The 17,641-nt window shown below is 49.4% G+C and carries 14 protein-coding genes; 6 read left to right on the top strand and 8 right to left on the bottom strand.

Annotated elements, in window-relative coordinates; translation table 11 throughout:
* Positions 1–41 precede the first annotated feature (41 nt).
* From thiL to sppA, 3 genes are all read right to left on the bottom strand, one after another.
* On the bottom strand, positions 42–1,154 hold the full coding sequence (thiL, locus tag CIK95_RS05780; RefSeq protein WP_094466510.1) for a thiamine-phosphate kinase: 1,113 nt from the start codon (positions 1,152–1,154) through the stop codon (positions 42–44).
* Positions 1,155–1,223: 69 nt separating this feature from the next.
* On the bottom strand, positions 1,224–2,399 hold the full coding sequence (gene lpxK, locus CIK95_RS05775) for a tetraacyldisaccharide 4'-kinase (RefSeq protein ID WP_094466509.1): 1,176 nt from the start codon (positions 2,397–2,399) through the stop codon (positions 1,224–1,226).
* Between the two features lie 2 nt (positions 2,400–2,401).
* Positions 2,402–4,180 (bottom strand): signal peptide peptidase SppA, encoded by a 1,779-nt coding sequence (gene sppA / locus CIK95_RS05770; protein ID WP_022310166.1) that lies wholly within the window; start codon positions 4,178–4,180, stop codon positions 2,402–2,404.
* Positions 4,181–4,304: 124 nt separating this feature from the next.
* Between sppA and CIK95_RS05765 the strand changes: the two genes are divergently transcribed.
* On the top strand, positions 4,305–5,036 hold the full coding sequence (locus CIK95_RS05765; RefSeq protein ID WP_094466508.1) for an SDR family oxidoreductase: 732 nt from the start codon (positions 4,305–4,307) through the stop codon (positions 5,034–5,036).
* Positions 5,037–5,143: 107 nt separating this feature from the next.
* Entirely contained in the window at positions 5,144–6,505 is a 1,362-nt protein-coding gene (gene axeA1 / locus CIK95_RS05760; RefSeq protein WP_254046430.1) for an acetylxylan esterase AxeA1, read from the top strand.
* 117 nt (positions 6,506–6,622) lie between these two features.
* Here the strand turns inward: axeA1 and CIK95_RS05755 are convergent, their stop codons facing one another.
* The 3 genes from CIK95_RS05755 to CIK95_RS05745 are packed head-to-tail and all read right to left on the bottom strand — an operon-like array spanning position 6,623 to position 8,724.
* The gene (locus tag CIK95_RS05755) at positions 6,623–7,141 is read right to left on the bottom strand and encodes a TlpA disulfide reductase family protein (RefSeq protein WP_254046179.1); all 519 of its coding nucleotides are present in this window, start codon (positions 7,139–7,141) and stop codon (positions 6,623–6,625) included.
* Complete coding sequence (locus tag CIK95_RS05750) at positions 7,141–8,079, bottom strand: ribose-phosphate pyrophosphokinase (RefSeq protein ID WP_022310162.1); 939 nt, start codon at positions 8,077–8,079, stop codon at positions 7,141–7,143. Before CIK95_RS05750 ends, CIK95_RS05755 begins: the two co-directional genes overlap by 1 nt.
* Before the next feature lie 36 nt (positions 8,080–8,115).
* Positions 8,116–8,724, bottom strand: coding sequence for a thiamine phosphate pyrophosphorylase (locus CIK95_RS05745; protein WP_094466533.1), 609 nt, complete (start codon positions 8,722–8,724; stop codon positions 8,116–8,118).
* 109 nt (positions 8,725–8,833) lie between these two features.
* Between CIK95_RS05745 and nspC the strand changes: the two genes are divergently transcribed.
* Positions 8,834–10,000: a carboxynorspermidine decarboxylase gene (nspC, locus tag CIK95_RS05740; RefSeq protein ID WP_094466506.1), complete on the top strand. Its 1,167-nt coding sequence runs from the start codon at positions 8,834–8,836 to the stop codon at positions 9,998–10,000.
* A gap of 58 nt (positions 10,001–10,058) precedes the next feature.
* Here nspC and CIK95_RS05735 read toward each other — a convergent pair whose 3' ends face one another.
* The gene (locus CIK95_RS05735; protein WP_022310159.1) at positions 10,059–10,964 is read right to left on the bottom strand and encodes a LysR family transcriptional regulator; all 906 of its coding nucleotides are present in this window, start codon (positions 10,962–10,964) and stop codon (positions 10,059–10,061) included.
* Between the two features lie 96 nt (positions 10,965–11,060).
* The gene (locus CIK95_RS05730) at positions 11,061–15,059 is read right to left on the bottom strand and encodes a DUF4062 domain-containing protein (protein ID WP_158215099.1); all 3,999 of its coding nucleotides are present in this window, start codon (positions 15,057–15,059) and stop codon (positions 11,061–11,063) included.
* A gap of 304 nt (positions 15,060–15,363) precedes the next feature.
* Between CIK95_RS05730 and CIK95_RS05725 the strand changes: the two genes are divergently transcribed.
* Genes CIK95_RS05725 through CIK95_RS12810 form a run of 3 tightly spaced genes read left to right on the top strand, consistent with a single transcriptional unit; the run spans position 15,364 to position 17,625 of the window.
* A complete protein-coding gene (locus CIK95_RS05725; RefSeq protein ID WP_022310156.1) occupies positions 15,364–15,636 on the top strand; it encodes a co-chaperone GroES in 273 nt (90 codons plus the stop codon).
* A 48-nt stretch (positions 15,637–15,684) separates the two neighbouring features.
* A complete protein-coding gene (groL, locus tag CIK95_RS05720) occupies positions 15,685–17,304 on the top strand; it encodes a chaperonin GroEL (RefSeq protein WP_094386959.1) in 1,620 nt (539 codons plus the stop codon).
* Between the two features lie 42 nt (positions 17,305–17,346).
* The gene (locus CIK95_RS12810) at positions 17,347–17,625 is read left to right on the top strand and encodes a hypothetical protein (RefSeq protein WP_144007752.1); all 279 of its coding nucleotides are present in this window, start codon (positions 17,347–17,349) and stop codon (positions 17,623–17,625) included.
* Positions 17,626–17,641: the final 16 nt, after the last annotated feature.

The following is a 17,641-nucleotide window of genomic DNA, read 5'->3' as shown; positions in this document are numbered from 1 at the left end:
GTTGTTGTGTGAAAAACGGCGTTATAGGGCTTAAATGTGAATTAATGTTTAAGCGGGTTCCACCCCTGGGCTGTAAGTTCAAACTCATTTCCATCTCTTGTAATGAGCATTTTTCCCAGGCTTTCTTTAGTAATGTAGCCTATCTGCTTGATGTTGTCCATTCCATTCAGCTTCTCGTGGTCGCCAATGGGAACAGTGAACAACAGTTCGTAGTCTTCGCCACCATTGAGCGCGCAGGTCGTCACGTTCATATTCAGTTCTTCAGCCATGACTGCAGTCTGGTAGTCGATAGGTATCTTGTTCTCATAGATACGACACCCGCAATGGCTCTGGTTGCAGATGTGCAGTATCTCGCTGCTTAGTCCGTCGGAGATATCCATCATCGCCGTGGGGTGTATGTTGGCTTCGTGCAGTTGGGCCATGATGTCACCGCGGGCTTCGGGGCGCAACTGTCGGTCAATGATGTATTCTTTGCCGGCAAAATCGGGCTGATACATGCGTAGCGCCTCTTCCTCGCTGCTGAGGGCTTTCAGCGCATCTTTGTCACCGCTCTTTTCGGCTTTCTTTACCTTCTGTGACAGAGCATCGTATTGCTCGTAGAAGATGTTCTTCTCGCGCTCAAGCAGCTGCAAACCCATATAGGCGGCCCCCAGGTCACCACTCACGCAGATGATGTCGGTCTCTGAAGCCCCGTTGCGATAGACGATGTCCTTTTCCTGTGCTTCGCCGATGCAGGTGATGCTTATGGCAAGACCGGTGCGCGAAGAGGTGGTGTCTCCACCTATGATATCTACATTCCACTTGTCGCAGGCTTGTCTGAGGCCGGTGTAGAAGTCGTCGATGCTTTCTACATCGAAACGCTTGTCTACTGCCATACTGACCAGCAGCTGTCGCGGACTGCCATTCATGGCAAAGACATCGCTGAGGTTGACCATGGCAGCCTTGTAGCCTAACTGCTGCATGGTGATGTAGGTCAGGTCAAAATGGACGCCTTCCATCAGCATGTCTGTTGTGGTCAGTACTCTGGTGTCGGGATAATTGAGTACGGCGCAGTCGTCGCCTACACCGTAGATTGTTGAATCGTTTTTGGGCTTGATGTCTTTGGTGAGTCTGTCGATAAGTCCAAACTCACCCAGTTTTGAAATATCAGTCATTATTGTTTATGAACGTTTAATCATTAGTTATAGTAGTCCTGTGCCGGGAAGTGGCATTGCGTACGCGAATCAATTGTTCTTAAAACTTATGGTCCGTGGCTTGTTGACGGGCTTGCTGCTGTTTTTGGCAGGCTGCTCGTTTTTGGCCTTGAGCAACTTGGCATTACGGGAGTTCTTGCGTACGTAACTCAGAATCTTATGGTTGAATTTCTCTCCTTGTCCGAGCATAAAAGTGACATGGATAGGGAGTGCATAGATATTCGACTTGATTTCCTCGCTGAGTCCCTCTATCTCTGTCAGGCGGGTCGCATCCTTCTCGGTGGTTACAATCACCTTGTCGCCGTCTACCTCCTGATAGCGCTGGTTGATATACTCGATATCCTTGTCTGTGAAGGCGTGGTGGTCGCCGAAGGTAATAGGGATTATGCTGTTGCAGAGCGGAGACAGGTCTGTGACAATCTGTTTGGGAGATGCAATGCCTGTGAGCAAGACAATCTTCTTGTTGGCTATCTCCTTCAGGCTTAGGCTTTTGCCGTTGTATATTCCCTTCAGGTTGTCATAGTCGATGGTGGTGAAGTAGAGTTCCTGGAATGGGAACAGATTCATAGCCTTGGTCAGTACCCTGTACTCCATTGGCTTCAGGTCCTTCGGACATTTGGTGACAATCACGATGTCTGCTCTCTTCTTCTCGGTGGCTGGCTCTCTGAGTCGGCCTGCAGGAAGCAGACGGTCGTAGATGATGAGTCGGTGGTAGTCGACCAACAGAATGTTGATGCCCGGCTTCACATAGCGGTGCTGGTAGGCATCGTCAAGAAGGATGGCTCCGGTGTCGCGTGTCTCCTTGTCGTTGATGATATGTGCTATTCCTCGTGTGCGTTTGGCATCTACAGCAATGTGTATAGAGTCAAACTTCATCTTCATCTGATACGGTTCGTCGCCGATGTCACTCATGGTAGAGTGGGCGTTGGCCAGTTGGTAGCCTTTGGTCTTGCGCTTGTATCCACGTGACAATACGGTGACGGGCACGTAGTCTTGCAGCAGACTTATCAAGTATTCCACATGTGGTGTCTTACCGGAACCGCCTACGGTGATATTGCCTACGGAGATAACCGGCGTGTTAAACGACTGTGATTTCAATACGCCGGTATCAAACAGCAGATTGCGGAATTTCACCCCTAAGCCGTAGAGCCAGCTTAGCGGTGAAAGCCATTCGTTGATTTTGATAAAATCTCCTTCGGTTCTCATTGTTATCTCAGATTCATGTAAAAGGGCATACGGGCTTGGATGACATCCATCTTGTTCAGGCTCTTGAGGAGCTTGAATGGCTCATAGTATTCGCCAAGTCCAGCACGCATCTGCTCGTCAAGATAGTTGCCTTCCTGTACGTCGGTAAGCAGAGCCGCAAGGAAGTCGGGCTCGCCGGGATAACTGCTTGTATAGTATTGGTCCAGTTTGGCGAGCTTTGCAGCTTTGGCAATGGCTTGGTCTATTCCGCCCAATTCGTCTACCAGTTTCAGACCTATGGCATCCTGACCGAGATAGACATGGCCCTGTGCAATCTCATTCACTTGCTCGACCTTCATCTTTCTGCCGTCGGCTACGCGTTTGAGGAAGAGGGAATAGCCGCGATTGATATAACTCTGCAGTATGGCCTGCTCGTCTGCATTCATCGGGCGGGCGCTGCTGCCGAATGTGGAGTTCTTGTTGGTCTTTACCTCGTCAAACTTTATGCCCAACTTCTGCGTAAGCAGTTGGCTTCGGTCTGGGATGACGCCAAAGATTCCGATACTTCCGGTGAGTGTGGTCGGCTCAGCCACAATCCAGTTGGCGTTGCAGCTCATGTAGTAGCCACCCGATGCGGCCATTCCACCCATAGATACTACTACTGGTTTCTTCTTCTTGAGCATCTCTATCTGGTGCCACATCTGCTCAGAGGCATAAGCGCTGCCGCCTCCAGAGTTGATGCGCAATACAACGGCTTTGACATCTTCGTCGTCGGCAAGTTTCTGCAGGTCTTTGCACACGTCGGTGGCTATGATGTAGTCGTCGTTGCCCAACAGGCCTCCTGATGCCTCAAGTGGGGTGTTGACAATGTTGCCGTAGGCATAATAAACGGCAATCTCTTCTCCATCGGTAGAAGATTCCTTGACATTGCCCATATCCGCAACGGAAATCTGGTTGATAGACTCGTCGCTGTCTATCTTCAGCATGCTCTTGACTACGCCCTTCACTTGGTCAGTATAGAGCAGGCCGTCGATGAGCTTGCGGTTAATCAGTGTTTTCTGGTCATCAAAGAGCAACATGTTGTCTGCGTATTCATTGAGCTTGTCCACGCTTATACTTCTGCTCGTTGACACCGCCTTGCACATATTGCCCCAGAGGCCATCGATATATCTCTTGACTTGTTCGCGGTTGGAATCGCTCATCTTGTCTTCGGTGTACATTTCTGTGGCACTCTTGTATTTGCCTACCTTTACCACCTGCATCTTGATGCCAAACTTGGCAAGCAGGTCTTTGACAAACATAGGCTCGGCAGCGATGCCATGCCAGTCCAGACTGCCTTGGGGATTGAGATATACTTTGTTGGCAACCGATGCCAGATAATATGTACCTTGTGTATAGGTTTCGCCATAAGCAACAATCCACTTACCGCTTTTGCGGAAATCGGCCAGAGCCTGTCGAAGTTCCTGGAGCGAGGCAAAGTCGGTGCTGAACAAGCCGGCTTCCAGATAAATGCCTTTGACATCTTTGTTGTCTTTGGCTTTCTTAATGGCGGCTAAGGTGTTCTCCAGACCAGGATTGCTGGTGGCATTTCTTGTCAGCTTGTTGAGGACATTATCTTGGCTGCGTTCTTTCATCACGCCAGAGAGATTGATGACCAGGACAGAGTTTTCCTTTACATTCTTTGTCGCTTCGCTTGATGCAATCATTCCCACCAAGCTCATAGTGGCAATAACGCCGGTAATGAGGAAGAAAAGCATAATGCCCACTACCGTAGCCAATACTTGTTTTATAAAACTATTCATATTTATGTGTGATATACCTATTATAATATATAAATATAATGCAAAAATAGTAGAAATCGCGTGAAAAAACAAATAATCTGCAGTTTTTCTCTGTTTTCCATCTATTTTTCGTAATTTTGTTACGATGAAAAAGGCAATAATAGTAGGAGCTTCATCGGGTATTGGCCGTGAAGTGGCATGCCGTCTTATCCGTGATGGATGGCAAGTGGGGCTTATGGCGCGTAGAGAACAGCCTCTTGTCTCTCTTCGCGAAATGGCTGATGACCGTGTTGACTATGCGCTGTGCGATGTCACCATGCCTGATGCGCCTGACCGTCTTTTGGCACTTATAGACCGCCTTGGTGGTGTCGACCTGTACTTCCATGCGGCTGGTATCGGCTCGCAGAACCTTGATTTGGAGTCGCAGATAGAGATGAATACCGTCAATACCAATGTGGTGGGATTTTGCCGGCTTGTCAATGTTGCCTTTCAGTATATGAAAACGCATGGGGGAGGGCATATTGCTGTTATCTCTTCGATAGCTGGTGTGAAAGGACTTGCTCCGGCGCCTTCCTACAGTGCGACCAAATCCTTTCAGAATACCTATATCCAGGCTTTGGAGCAGTTGGCTTATTCCCAGCGACTCCCCATTCGGTTTACTGACATCCGTCCTGGTTTTGTTGACACTGCGCTCATTGCCGGTTCTGGCTTTCCCATGAAGATGAAGCCTGAAGTGGTGGCCCGCCACATCGTCCGCAGCATATACCGTCGGCGCCATGTGGTGGTTATCGATTGGCGTTATCGCCTTTTGGTGTTTTTCTGGCGCCTTGTGCCCAATTGCCTTTGGCGGCATCTTCCGCTTGGGCATCGTTATTAGGGTGTGGGCGAGGAGCGTAATATCCATGAAAATTAAGAATAAAAAGATAATCTAACAAAACAATGAAAAGAGTTTATTTATTCATTCTCATCGCTTTATGTGCGATAATGGTCAAGGCTCAATCTACGAGCCGTTCGTTTGTAGTGCCGGTGAGCGAGGATGGCAAGGCCACCCTCAGTTGTTTCCTTCCTTCTGCAGAGAAGGCCACCGGTCGTGCCGTGGTAGTCTGCCCTGGTGGAGCTTACTGGATAGTCGCTATGCAGCATGAAGGTACCGACTGGGCAGAGTATTTCAATCAGCAGGGAATTGCCTGCTTTGTGTTGAAGTATCGTTTGCCACATGGTAACCGTCAGCTTCCTATCGGCGATGCTATGGCTGCCATGAAGATGGTGCGCGATAGTGCTGATGTATGGCATGTCAATCCCTATGATGTCGGAATCATGGGTTCTTCGGCTGGCGGACATCTTGCTTCGACTATCTCTACCCATGCCGATTTCGCCCATCGTCCCAACTTCTCCATCTTTTTCTATCCCGTCATCTCGATGGACGAGAAAAAAGGTCATGCCGGTTCGGCTAAAAACCTGTTGGGAAAGGAATGGCATAATCCAGAGCTCGTCAAGGAATTCAGCAATCAGCTCCATGTGCAGCGTCATCTTCCCCCGCCCGCCATTCTCTTGTTGGCCAATGACGATGTGAGCGTTCCTCCTGTGACCAATGCCGTGGCTTATTATTCTGCCATGCGTTCCAAGGGTGGCAAATGCGCGCTTTATATTTATCCCTCTGGTGGACATGGCTTTGGATTTAATTCCAAGTTCAAGTATCACGATGAGATGCTTGGCAATCTTACCTCATGGCTCAACCAGTTGCCCAGTCATCGCCGCGATGCCGTCCGTGTAGCTTGTATCGGTAATAGTATCACCGACGGTTCGGGTATTGATATGCGCTCTCAGTTTGGCTATCCTGCCCAAATGCAGAATTTGCTTGGCGAAGGCTATCATGTGGAGAATTATGGCGTCGGCGCCCGTACCATGCTCAACAAGGGTGACTACCCTTATATGAAGGAGCAGGCATGGCGTGAGGCTCTTGATTTCAATCCCAATATTGCCATCATTAAGTTGGGTACCAATGATTCCAAAGCCCATAACTGGCAATATGGAAAGGAGTTTGCCCATGATATGCAGCAGATGATAGACAGCCTGAAGCGTCTGCCTTCTTCTCCTAAGATTTATCTGATGCTTCCCTTGGTTGCTTCCAACAAGATGGTCAATCCGAATGACATCAATAATACGGTGATTGAAAACGAGATTATCCCCATTATTCGCAAGTTGGCCAAGAAGAACAAGTGTGAGATTATAGACATTCGCGAGCGTATGACTTCTAAGCCGGAGTTTATGTTGAGCGATGGCGTACATCCATCAGCCAAAGGTGCGGCCGAGATGGCTAAAGCCATAGCCGAAATTATCAAATAGCACGTACTGGACAACAAAGAGAAAAGGAGACAATCGCCGAATGTGGTGAATGTCTCCTTTTCTCTTTGTATATTTTGCGTTATGGCTATTATCATGGATACAGCCATACTCCGCTTTTTATAGTTGGGTGTCGATAAAGCGTCTCAACTCATCGCCTCTCAGTCCTTGGGCCAGAATCTCGCCTTTGCTGTTGACGATGATAGTGTGTGGAATACTTTCAATGTTATACATTCTTGCCAGAGTGTCATCCCATTGTCTGAGGTCCGAGTATTGTGGCCAGGGCAATTGCAGCTGTTCGATGCCTTCAGTCCACTTCTTGTATTCGCCGTCAAGCGAGATGCCGACAAATCCCAGCCCATTGTCCTTATAGTCGTTGTATATCTCTATCAGGTTGGGCGCCTCCATACGGCAAGGACCACACCAGGATGCCCAGAAGTCTATTACGGTAAGTTTGTTCTTGCTTATCTCGTCATAGAGGTTGGCGGTGTTGCGCTGCAGGTCATAGAGTTGTACGTTGGCTATCGTGTCTTTCGCTACACTGCTTTCGACAGGAGCCTTAGACGCATTGGAGTGACAACCGCCCATAAACAAGACGGTTGCCACTCCAATAAGTAGTGTCTTATAAGTTATCTTCATTATAACAGATACTGTGAAGAGATGCTTTCGTTTTCAACCACACGACGTATGGTCTCTGCAAACATATCAGCTACAGACAGCTGCTTTACCTTGGAGCAGCGGTTGGTGTAGGGGATAGAGTCTGTAAATACAATCTCTTCCAGTTCGGACTGCTGTACGCGGTCGCTGGCGGGGCCGCTCATTACGCAGTGTGAAGCACAGGCTCTCACGCTGGCTGCGCCGGCTTCCTTCATGATGTTGGCAGCCTTGGTAATGGTACCAGCGGTGTCAACCATATCGTCAACGATGATAACATTCTTGTCTTTCACATCACCGATAATTTGCATGCTTTCTACCACATTGGCTCTTGCGCGGGTCTTGTTGCACAGCACCAGTGGACAGCCCAGATATTTGGCATACGAGTTGGCGCGCTTTGAGCCACCTACGTCGGGAGAGGCGATAACCATGTCCTTGAGTTTCAAGCTCTGCAGGTAGGGGAGGATGACGCCAGATGCGTAGAGGTGGTCTACGGGTACGTCGAAGAATCCCTGAATCTGGTCGGCGTGTAAATCCATTGTAATGACGCGGTCTACACCGGCACAACTCAGCAGGTCGGCCACAAGTTTGGCGCCAATGCTTACGCGTGGCTTGTCTTTGCGGTCCTGACGTGCCCATCCGAAGTAGGGAATTACCGCATTGATGTGTCTTGCCGATGCGCGCTTGGCTGCGTCTATCATCAACAACAACTCCATCAGATTGTCAGAGTTGGGGAATGTACTCTGCACCAGGAATACATCACGACCACGGATAGACTCTTCGTACGATACAGCAAACTCGCCGTCAGAGAATTTGGTAATGATAAGGTTACCCAACTGGCAATTCAGACTTGCGCAGATTTTTTCTGCAAGGTATCTCGTGTTTGTTCCCGAGAACACCAAAAAAGAGTTTTTCTCACTCATTTTTATGCGTTATTTTAATTATACAAGTGGTTTTTATCAGTTCGTTGCTTTGCGTAAACGCTGAAAGTGACCAATCAGCTCTTTGAAATCAATCTGGTTGTGTATGTCAAATCTGTTCCACAGGTCTCCGCATATCACTACACCACCGAAACCTAAGGCTTTGGCAATGCGAATCCTTTCCAGACTCATTCCTCCCAAGGCATATACTTTCTTGTCTATCAACCCGGCTTTGGCCGCATCCTCCAATTGATTAAGATTGAAGTTGGATTTCTCTTCCGGGAATTCCATACAGTCGAAGATATTCTTCAGAAAGACGTAGTTGCTTTCCTTCTTCATCTGTCGCAACATGCTCAGGTCTGAACATGTACGCCCCAGCTGACCCTTGAAACCTTTGGGGGCAATGTCGGCAGGGTTGTCTATATGTATACCGCCCAGACGGTACTCATTATTCAAATAATAATGCTCGTGGACGGTTATCTTCTTATAAAAATCTTTAGGGAGTAATGTGAGCAGACGCTCAGAATACATGGGCGATGAACCTGGCTTGAAAAGGTGCAAATTGTCCATACCTTCATCAAAGAGGCTGGCTAGTATTTTGTCTTCTTCCACAAAAAAAGTGGACTTGGTCATTATGACTAGTTTCATCTGCATTCGTTTTTACGATGCAAATGTATGAAAAAACCATTAAATCTGCAATTATAATCAAATAAAAAATTAACTTTGCACCAAAATATAGACTTAGGTTAAGACTGTGATGAAGGTAAATAGACTGACATATGGCGAAATCCATCGCCCAATGTATATTCTGGAGGAAGAGAGACTGCGTAGAAATCTGGCGCTGATACAGCGTGTGGCTTCCGAAGCCGACGTGGAGATTATATTGGCGTTCAAAGCCTACGCTCTGTGGAAGACTTTCCCTATATTCCGTGAATATATCTCTTCGACAACAGCCAGTTCTTTGGGCGAAGCTATGCTGGCTTTTCATGAGTTCGGAGCGCGTGCGCATACTTATTCGCCTGCATATACCGATTATGAAATCGATGATATCGCCCGTTGCTCCAGCCATCTTACCTTCAATTCTCTTTCTCAGTACTCCCGTTATCATGAGTGGGTCAGGGAGATAGACTCTACCATCCAGCTGGGACTTCGTGTCAACCCCGAGTATTCCGAGGTGGGTACTGCCCTCTATAATCCTTGTGCGCCAGGCACCCGGTTTGGTGTTATGGCCGACGCACTTCCTGCCACTCTTCCGTCCGATATCCGTGGCTTCCATTGTCATTGCCATTGTGAGAGCGGACCTGATGTCTTTGAGCGCACCTTGGTGCATATCGAGGAGAAATTCGCCAAGTGGTTCCCGCAGATTGAGTGGATTAACTTCGGTGGTGGCCATCTTATGACCCGCGCTGACTATGATGTCGACAGGCTTATACGTTTGCTTCAAGGCTTCCATGCCCGCTATCCCCATCTTCATGTCATACTTGAGCCGGGTAGCGCTTTCGGTTGGCAGACAGGACCATTGGTGTCACAAGTGGTAGATGTGGTTGAGAATAAGGGCATTCGTACAGCTATTGTCAATGTCAGCTTTACCTGCCATATGCCCGACTGTCTCGAGATGCCTTACCAACCTGAAATACGTGGAGCTCATTCCTTGCCCATGGATGCCGACGCATCCCTTCCTCATGTTTATCGTATCGGAGGAAACAGTTGTCTGTCGGGCGATTTTATGGGAATGTGGCAGTTTGACCATGAACTGCAAGTAGGCGAGAATGTTATCTTTGAGGATATGCTGCATTATACCACAGTCAAGACCTGTATGTTCAATGGCATCAGCCATCCGTCGATAGCCCTGCTGCATACCGACAATGAATTGGAAGTGCTGCGCCAGTTCACCTACGAAGACTATCGGAATCGTATGGATTAAGTCTGCTTTCCTTTACAGTCATCTATATATAATAAGGTATAACCCTGCTCAATGTGATTTATCCATTGGGCAGGGCTATTTCTTTCCACAGAGTTGCGGGGGTGTGTAGCATATTGATAAACTCGCGTGCGGCATTCTTCGTATATCCGTTCTTCATGGTGTGGATACATCCTTCCATGTCGGCTTCGGGCAGGTCTATTGGAATGGCGCAGACGCCGCTCTCGCCGATGACGGTCGACGCCGCCAGCACGGTCACATAATTGGTCTGTTTGACGAGCTTGAACAGGAGGTTCACGTTGTTGATTTCCGATTTGATTTTGAAGGTGATGTCATTACCTTCAATCACCTTCTCAAAAGCGTTGCGAGCCTGCAAGCCTATCGCGGGCAGCGCCAATCCATATTTCTGCAATTCTTCCAGCGTCACTTTCGACTGGCGGGCCAGTGGGTGAAACTCATTGACTATTGCCGAAGCGTGCGTATGAAACAAGACCTCGCTGTCGATGCGGTTGTCGGTCTTTAGGGGCTTGAACGCCAGGACCAGATCCAGGTCATGGTGCTGCAGTTTCTCCATAAGCACAGCCATGGAGTCATAGCATACATTGAGCTTGACATTGGGATATTTCTTCAGAAACTCAGCCATGGTCTCGGCCATGATATTGCTGAACGAGAAGGTCACTCCTACATTCAATTCGCCCACAAGCATGTGCTTGAGTTCCTGCACAAGAGTTATGCAGTTTTCGGCAGCATTGATGCTTTCTTGGGCATGGGGCATAAGCAGCCGCCCTGCCTCGGTGAGCTGCACCTCGTGGCTGTTGCGTACAAAGAGAGGTTGGTCAAATTCGCGTTCGAGATTGAGAATCTGTTGCGACAGCGTGCTTTGGGTAATAAACAGCTCCTTGGCAGCCGAAGAGAAGTTCAGAGTCTCGGCAAGTTTCAGAAAGTATTTGAGTTGTCTCAGTTCCATATTCTCAATGCTAATAATATGTTGCAAAATTACTCATTTTTTGCCAAACTCATCATTTCTGTGCCGGTTTTTCTTATTCCCCAGGGTGCCTTTGGACTATTGCGTCTTTATCAGACGGTTTTCTACCAGATGCTTCAGCGCTTGCTGCTTTACTTCCATGAAGGCATGTGCCATCTCCTCCCATTTGGACTGTTGTGCGGTGACGACAAATGATTCCATCTCGCTGAGCATGAGTGGGATGTGCTGTGGGTTGCGTGTCTCGATAATATTTCTGAGGGTAAGTGCCTCAAACTTGTCGTATGCCTCTATCATCCTGTCGCTGTTGTGCAGTCGTATATACAGTTTTGTCTTACACGACAGCAGACCTATATAGTTGTTGATGGCCTTGGGCGAGTTGGGGATGAGTGTCAGCACCCGTTGCAGCATATCCTCGCCCTCGTTGATTTCGGCGATGGCATCATCCACCTTTCCGCCGATAGACATCAGCAGTTCGGTCTGGCGTATACAACTTATCGCCACGTCTCTCATGTATTTCTCGTTGTCTGGATGCTCCTCGAGCAGACGCTTGTAGATGCCTTTGGCTGCGAGTTGGTATTCCTTGGCCGCAGTAGAGTCGCCCATGGCGAGTTTTGCCATTGACAGATTTTCGTAGATGCCAGCCAAGAAGTCCTGCTGTCCGATGCGGCTTTCTATCTGCGGTATAGACAGCAGCCTCGCCGACGTATCGCACACCTTGTTATAGTCCTTCTGCATCAGATAGATGGTCGTAAGATTGTAGGTACTCAGCGCCATATCGTCCACGAGTGTTCCCTCCTGCGATTGCTCAAAGAGCTGGACAAACATCTCGTTGGCCTTGGCATAGCACTTTTCGGCTGCCTTGAAGTTGTCATACAGCATCAGGAAGAGGCGACCTGTCTCGTCAATTGCGGCAGCATAGCGACGCTTCAGTTCTGCGATGTTGGGATAGAGGCTGTAGGCTTCGCACAGTGCGTATTCATGCTGCTTGTTGTGATACATCATGTTTTGTTTGTCGCCCATTTGTTCGTAGTAGTAGGCCATGCAGCTGTTTGCCAACGAATAGCCCATCATGACCAACGGTGATGTTACACCTGTAGCTTGCATATGGTTTATGTCGAGGCTGAGTCTCTGCAACTCATGCAGTTCTTGCTCTTTGTTTCCACGATTTCTGTTTTCTTTCAGTTTCCATTCGGTATGGCTGCACATACGATAAAAGGCAATCTGTAGCTTGAGCGTGTCTTCTATCGACGGGTTCTTCTGGCTGTAGTAGTGGTTCAGACTCTCAGGGAAATTACGGGAGAGGCTGTCGGGCTCGTGCCCGTCTTGTTCACAGGGGATAGTGCAGTTTCCATTGAAGAGGGGATTGTCGGGATAGGCGTTGAGCAGGGTCTGCTCGTAGTCATCAGCCTGTTGGCGTAGGATGGCAGCGGCGAAATCGTCATGCTGCTCCAGCATTTCAGCATGTTTCCTCAGCGGCGCAATCATAAAGTATAGATGGTACATCCATTGTGGAGCCGACAGGTAATCATCAACAAACTGTGCCCTGTTTTCCGCTTCTGGCTCGTTTACTCCTGGGATGGTGAGATATATCTCGCTCAACTCGCGCAGGTAAGTAATCATCTGCACCTGTTGCATTTCCAGCACCAGGCGGTCCATCAGGTCGTTGCCCTTCGCAGCCCACCCCAGGGTATGCTCGTTGGGGTTCTTGCTTTCGATGCGTGTCTTTACCAGAATAGCCATGCCGCATATCTCGTAGTAGTCTGGATTGTCCAGCTCGTTGTAGCACTCTGACAGCAGATGGTTTGACAGATGTGCGGCATTCTCATATTGTCCCGTCTGGTAGAGCGACTCCATATAGAGAACTACCAAGGTATAGTAGTCGCGGCGTGCCTCCTGGTCCAGTTTGCCACTGTCTATCTTGGGTATAACCCATGAGGCGACCGTGGCCGCAGCGGTGTAGTGCCGGCAGCCCATGTGGGTTCTTATAATCTGGGTGGCAAGCGCTATCGTCTCCTTGGGCTTTCGCTCTGCTGCCAGTTCCATCCATGCTTTTACCACTTGTGACTTTCTGAATGTCAGGTCTGCCAGCGCATAGACGCTCTTGTCGCGCAGATGACCGCGGTCGTTGTCAAGAATGTAGTCCATTACGGCGGCAGTGGCATATTTTACCGCAAGATAGGGTATCTCGTTGCCAATGATGTTGTTGTCAATCTCGTTTTTAGAGATGTCGCCCAGATGAGTGATAAGTGCAGCGAAGTAGGGAGCGAGCTGCTCTCCGGCTTGGATGTATATCTCGCTTCTGAAATTACTGTAAGCAAAGTCTATCGTGCCGCTCTCTTCATCGATTGCCAGCAGGCTTCCCATGTGGCGTTTGAGTTCGGCAAATTTCAGGTTGTCCCATTTCTCGCCCATCAGTGCCTTCAGGTCTTGCGGGCGGATTCCGAATTCAGTGATGGCGATGAAGCGCAACACGTCCAAGACGAACTGCCTGTCTACGAATGTGGCAGCCGACTCTACGCAAGTCATGAATAGCTGCTCGGGATATACAGGCGCCTGTGCGATGATGTCTATCAGAGAGTTTTGTATCTTGAGTTCGGCATCCTCTTCTTGGCGTTTGCGCTGCTGGGCAAAGTAGTTGCCGTCGAGCAAGACCAGCTGCCTGGTTATCATCACGCTCCATAGCGGTATGCCGGCAGGCTTTACTTTCCCCTCTTGTTTGTTCAGCAGAGTTTCCATCACGGCGGTTTGCAGTTGTTTGCCTACCCGCTGCAGTCGTGTCTCGACGAGCTGTCGCGCAGTGTCCGTGCTCAACGGAGGCAAGAGATAAATGTTGTCGCACAGATGCTCGAAACGAGGGGCTTGTTCGCTGTCGGCTGTACATATTATCAGTGTGTCGTCGGCGAAGAGCCGAGGGTCAAACCATTTGTGGTAGTTGTCCAGCAGATGTATATCGTCGATGATGAGCAGTTTGCGCCGGCTGTCAGCCGCAGTGGCTTCTTCCAGTTTATTGGCCAGCAACCCCAATTCGTATTGGGATTCAGCGCCGAAACGTTGCGTGGCACCGGTACGCTTATCAGCCAACCAGTATTTCAGTGGCATTTCCACTTTGCCATGATTGCCTTGACGGTCGGCAAAGTAGATGTAGGGCAGAAATCGGTCGTCCTTGCACAGCTGCCGATACCAGTGGGAGAGTAGGGCAGTCTTGCCCAGACCATAATGGCTTGTCAGCATGATGGCTTTAGCTTGGGTGGTGGCTGCTACATCGGTAAGGTTGGCGACAAAGTCTTCGCGCCCGCAGAAGTTGGCGTCATGGTGGTCCATGATGGCATCAAAGCGCGCGGCAGTCGAGTCGTATTCATTCTCGGGGTTTCCCTCTTCGCTCTCACACTCATAGAGTTCTATCTCCTGGACAATCGCTTGGGTGAGGAAGTCCACCAGTCCGTCCATGCCGCACAGGCGGTTGCCGTCCCATTGACAATCATACTGGCACACATTGCGCTTGAGCTGGTGGCTCGACATGGTTTCGATGATGTGCTTCTTGAGTCTGGCCAGATGGCTTTGCGCGTTTTCGTTGTCCTGTATATATATAAATAGGTGTTCCTTGTCCATGTGCTCATATACCGCAGGGTTGCGGAAGCAGAACAGACTGCGATGCAGATTGTCACTGTCTATGAGCGAACCGAAGAGCATTTCCAGCTCTGTCACACTGCGGGCTTCGGCAGTGTCTTGGTTGATGAACTGCTTTTCATGGTCACTCATGCCGTCGATGATGCAGTCCCAACTCTCTTGCGACGGAACCCAACCGTATCTGTCGCCTAAGAGTCCTATGAAGAACGGTCTCGACTCGTTGATGCTGTCTATGCACTCGCGCAGCACATGGTTCTCGCGCTCGTTTTCGGCTATTTGCTGGGTACTTACGCCCCAGCGCAGGTCGATGAAGTCAACGTGGATGTGCTTGGGAGCCAACGCTTGTGCCACTGCTGGGTATACGCGGTTCATGATGGCGTCGCGCTCGGCATCCATATCGCAGAACGTGCTGCTGATAAAAATTTTGATGTTCTTATAGTTTTGGGCCATAGTCGTGAGAGTATAGGTGCTTAAGATATATATTCGCAAATTTACGGATAATATCGCGACTTGCCAACTTTTTCCCTCTTTTTCTTTGCGGGCAGGCGGTGCGGAGCAGGCAGTGATGCCTGGGAATACTGCCATTGCGGACGCCAAAATGTGACACAATTAGGAGCAATGCTGACAAGCTACCCATAAAAATGCAGTGAATTGTTATTTTTTTTGTCATGACTGACAGGATTGGCACAGTTTTGGCAGACAAGATGGCAGATTGATAAAATAAAAAATATAAATCTCTTAAAAATATTAGATTATGAAACTTAAACCATTAGCAGACAGAGTGCTGGTTCTTCCCGCACCAGCCGAGGAAAAAGTAGGTGGAATCATTATTCCCGATACAGCTAAAGAGAAGCCACAGCGTGGCAAGGTCGTAGCCGTAGGTCAGGGCACCAAGGATGATGCCATGATACTCAAGGCAGGTGATGTGGTACTTTATGGCAAGTATGCAGGTACCGAAATCGAGTATGACGGCGAAAAGTATCTGATGATGCGCCAGAGCGACGTGCTCGCTGTTGTTGAGGAATAATTAGTATTTACCGTTTTCATTTATAACAATAAGAAAGGAAATAGAATCATGGCTAAAGATATCAAGTTCAATACAGATGCCCGTGACCTGCTCAAGCAGGGTGTTGACCAGTTGGCCAATGCAGTAAAGGTAACTCTCGGTCCTAAGGGTCGCAATGTAGTTATCGAGAAGAAGTTTGGTGCTCCTCAGATTACCAAGGACGGTGTTACCGTAGCCAAGGAGGTGGAGCTCGAGGACAAGTTCCAGAACACCGGTGCCCAGCTCGTTAAGAGCGTGGCTTCCAAGACTGGCGACGATGCTGGTGATGGTACTACTACTGCCACCATCCTTACTCAGGCTATCGTCAACGAGGGTCTGAAGAATGTTACTGCCGGTGCCAATCCTATGGATTTGAAGCGCGGTATCGACAAGGCTGTTGCCAAGGTGGTAGAGCACATCAAGGCCAATGCCGAGGTGGTTGGCGACAACTACGACAAGATTGAGCAGGTGGCTACCGTTTCTGCCAACAACGACCCTGAGATTGGCAAGCTGCTCGCCGATGCTATGCGTCAGGTCAGCAAGGACGGTGTAATCACCATCGAAGAGAGCAAGAGCCGTGACACCAATATCGGTGTCGTAGAGGGTATGCAGTTTGACCGCGGTTATCTCTCACCTTATTTCATGACAGATGCCGACAAGATGGAGTGCGTTATGGAGAATCCATATATCCTCATCTACGACAAGAAGATATCCAACCTCAAGGACTTCCTGCCTATCCTGCAGCCTGCTGCTGAGAGCGGCCGTCCATTGCTGGTTATCGCCGAGGATGTAGACTCTGAGGCTCTCACCACTCTGGTTGTCAACCGTCTGCGTGGTGGCTTGAAGATATGCGCTGTCAAGGCTCCTGGCTTTGGCGACCGTCGCAAGGCCATGCTCGAGGATATCGCTGTGCTTACTGGTGGTGTAGTCATCAGCGAAGAGAAGGGACTCAAGCTGGAGCAGGCTACTCTCGAAATGCTGGGCTCTGCCGACAAGGTTAATGTAACCAAGGACAACACTACTATTGTCAACGGTCACGGTGCCAAGGAGAACATCAAGGACCGCGTGGCTCAGATTAAGAACGAGATTGCTGCCACCAAGAGTTCTTACGACAAGGAGAAGCTGCAGGAGCGTCTGGCCAAGTTGGCTGGCGGTGTAGCAGTGCTCTATGTGGGTGCCAACTCTGAGGTTGAGATGAAGGAGAAGAAGGACCGCGTTGACGACGCACTCTGCGCTACTCGTGCAGCCATCGAGGAAGGTGTCGTTGTCGGTGGTGGTACCACTTATATCCGTGCCCAGCAGGACCTCAAGGACCTCAAGGGCGACAACGCCGATGAGCAGACTGGTATCAATATCGTATGCCGCGCCATCGAGGAGCCTCTGCGCCAGATTGTAGCCAACGCCGGTGGCGAGGGTGCTGTCGTAGTCAACAAGGTACGTGAGGGCGAGGGCGACTTCGGTTACAACGCTCGCAAGGACATCTATGAAGACCTGCGTGCTGCTGGTGTCATCGACCCTGCCAAGGTTGCTCGTGTAGCTCTTGAGAACGCGGCTTCTATCGCTGGTATGTTCCTTACCACCGAGTGCCTTATCGTCGACAAGCCCGATGAGAAGGCTCCAGTTATGCCCGCCCAGCCTGGCATGATGTAAACCAATAGATAAACGTATATATAGAAAGCGGTCAAGACCATTGTGTCTTGGCCGCTTTTTTCTTGGTTTGTGGTGGGTGCAGTCACGGGGCTGGCGGAGGTGGTCAACGTGCGGACGGAGGTGGTCAACGTGCGGACGGAGGTGGTCAATGTGCGGGCGCTGCCCATCTCTTGCTTGGTGGCAATACGCAGCGGCAATTCTTCGCCGATGACATTAATCATGACTTCATGGTTTGAACCGCGTAATGCAAACTCTGAAACGGTGAAATCAAACCTTGAATTAGGCAATTCATGGTTCGCATTTATTTTATATGTGGTTTAGAGAGCGTTGCAAACCA

Source organism: Prevotella sp. P5-108, from assembly GCF_002251385.1.
Taxonomy (GTDB): domain Bacteria; phylum Bacteroidota; class Bacteroidia; order Bacteroidales; family Bacteroidaceae; genus Prevotella.
Note: the sequence above shows the minus strand (reverse complement) of the source record. Positions and strands in the feature narration are given on the sequence as shown.

Bases quoted from the DNA above. Each gene is read 5' to 3' on its own strand.
- thiL (WP_094466510.1), bottom strand. From the start codon at position 1,154: ATGACTGATATTTCAAAACTGGGTGAGTTTGGACTTATCGACAGACTC.
- lpxK (WP_094466509.1), bottom strand. From the start codon at position 2,399: ATGAGAACCGAAGGAGATTTTATCAAAATCAACGAATGGCTTTCACCG.
- sppA (WP_022310166.1), bottom strand. From the start codon at position 4,180: ATGAATAGTTTTATAAAACAAGTATTGGCTACGGTAGTGGGCATTATG.
- CIK95_RS05765 (WP_094466508.1), top strand. From the start codon at position 4,305: ATGAAAAAGGCAATAATAGTAGGAGCTTCATCGGGTATTGGCCGTGAA.
- axeA1 (WP_254046430.1), top strand. From the start codon at position 5,144: ATGGTCAAGGCTCAATCTACGAGCCGTTCGTTTGTAGTGCCGGTGAGC.
- CIK95_RS05755 (WP_254046179.1), bottom strand. From the start codon at position 7,141: ATGAAGATAACTTATAAGACACTACTTATTGGAGTGGCAACCGTCTTG.
- CIK95_RS05750 (WP_022310162.1), bottom strand. From the start codon at position 8,079: ATGAGTGAGAAAAACTCTTTTTTGGTGTTCTCGGGAACAAACACGAGA.
- CIK95_RS05745 (WP_094466533.1), bottom strand. From the start codon at position 8,724: ATGAAACTAGTCATAATGACCAAGTCCACTTTTTTTGTGGAAGAAGAC.
- nspC (WP_094466506.1), top strand. From the start codon at position 8,834: ATGAAGGTAAATAGACTGACATATGGCGAAATCCATCGCCCAATGTAT.
- CIK95_RS05735 (WP_022310159.1), bottom strand. From the start codon at position 10,964: ATGGAACTGAGACAACTCAAATACTTTCTGAAACTTGCCGAGACTCTG.
- CIK95_RS05730 (WP_158215099.1), bottom strand. From the start codon at position 15,059: ATGGCCCAAAACTATAAGAACATCAAAATTTTTATCAGCAGCACGTTC.
- CIK95_RS05725 (WP_022310156.1), top strand. From the start codon at position 15,364: ATGAAACTTAAACCATTAGCAGACAGAGTGCTGGTTCTTCCCGCACCA.
- groL (WP_094386959.1), top strand. From the start codon at position 15,685: ATGGCTAAAGATATCAAGTTCAATACAGATGCCCGTGACCTGCTCAAG.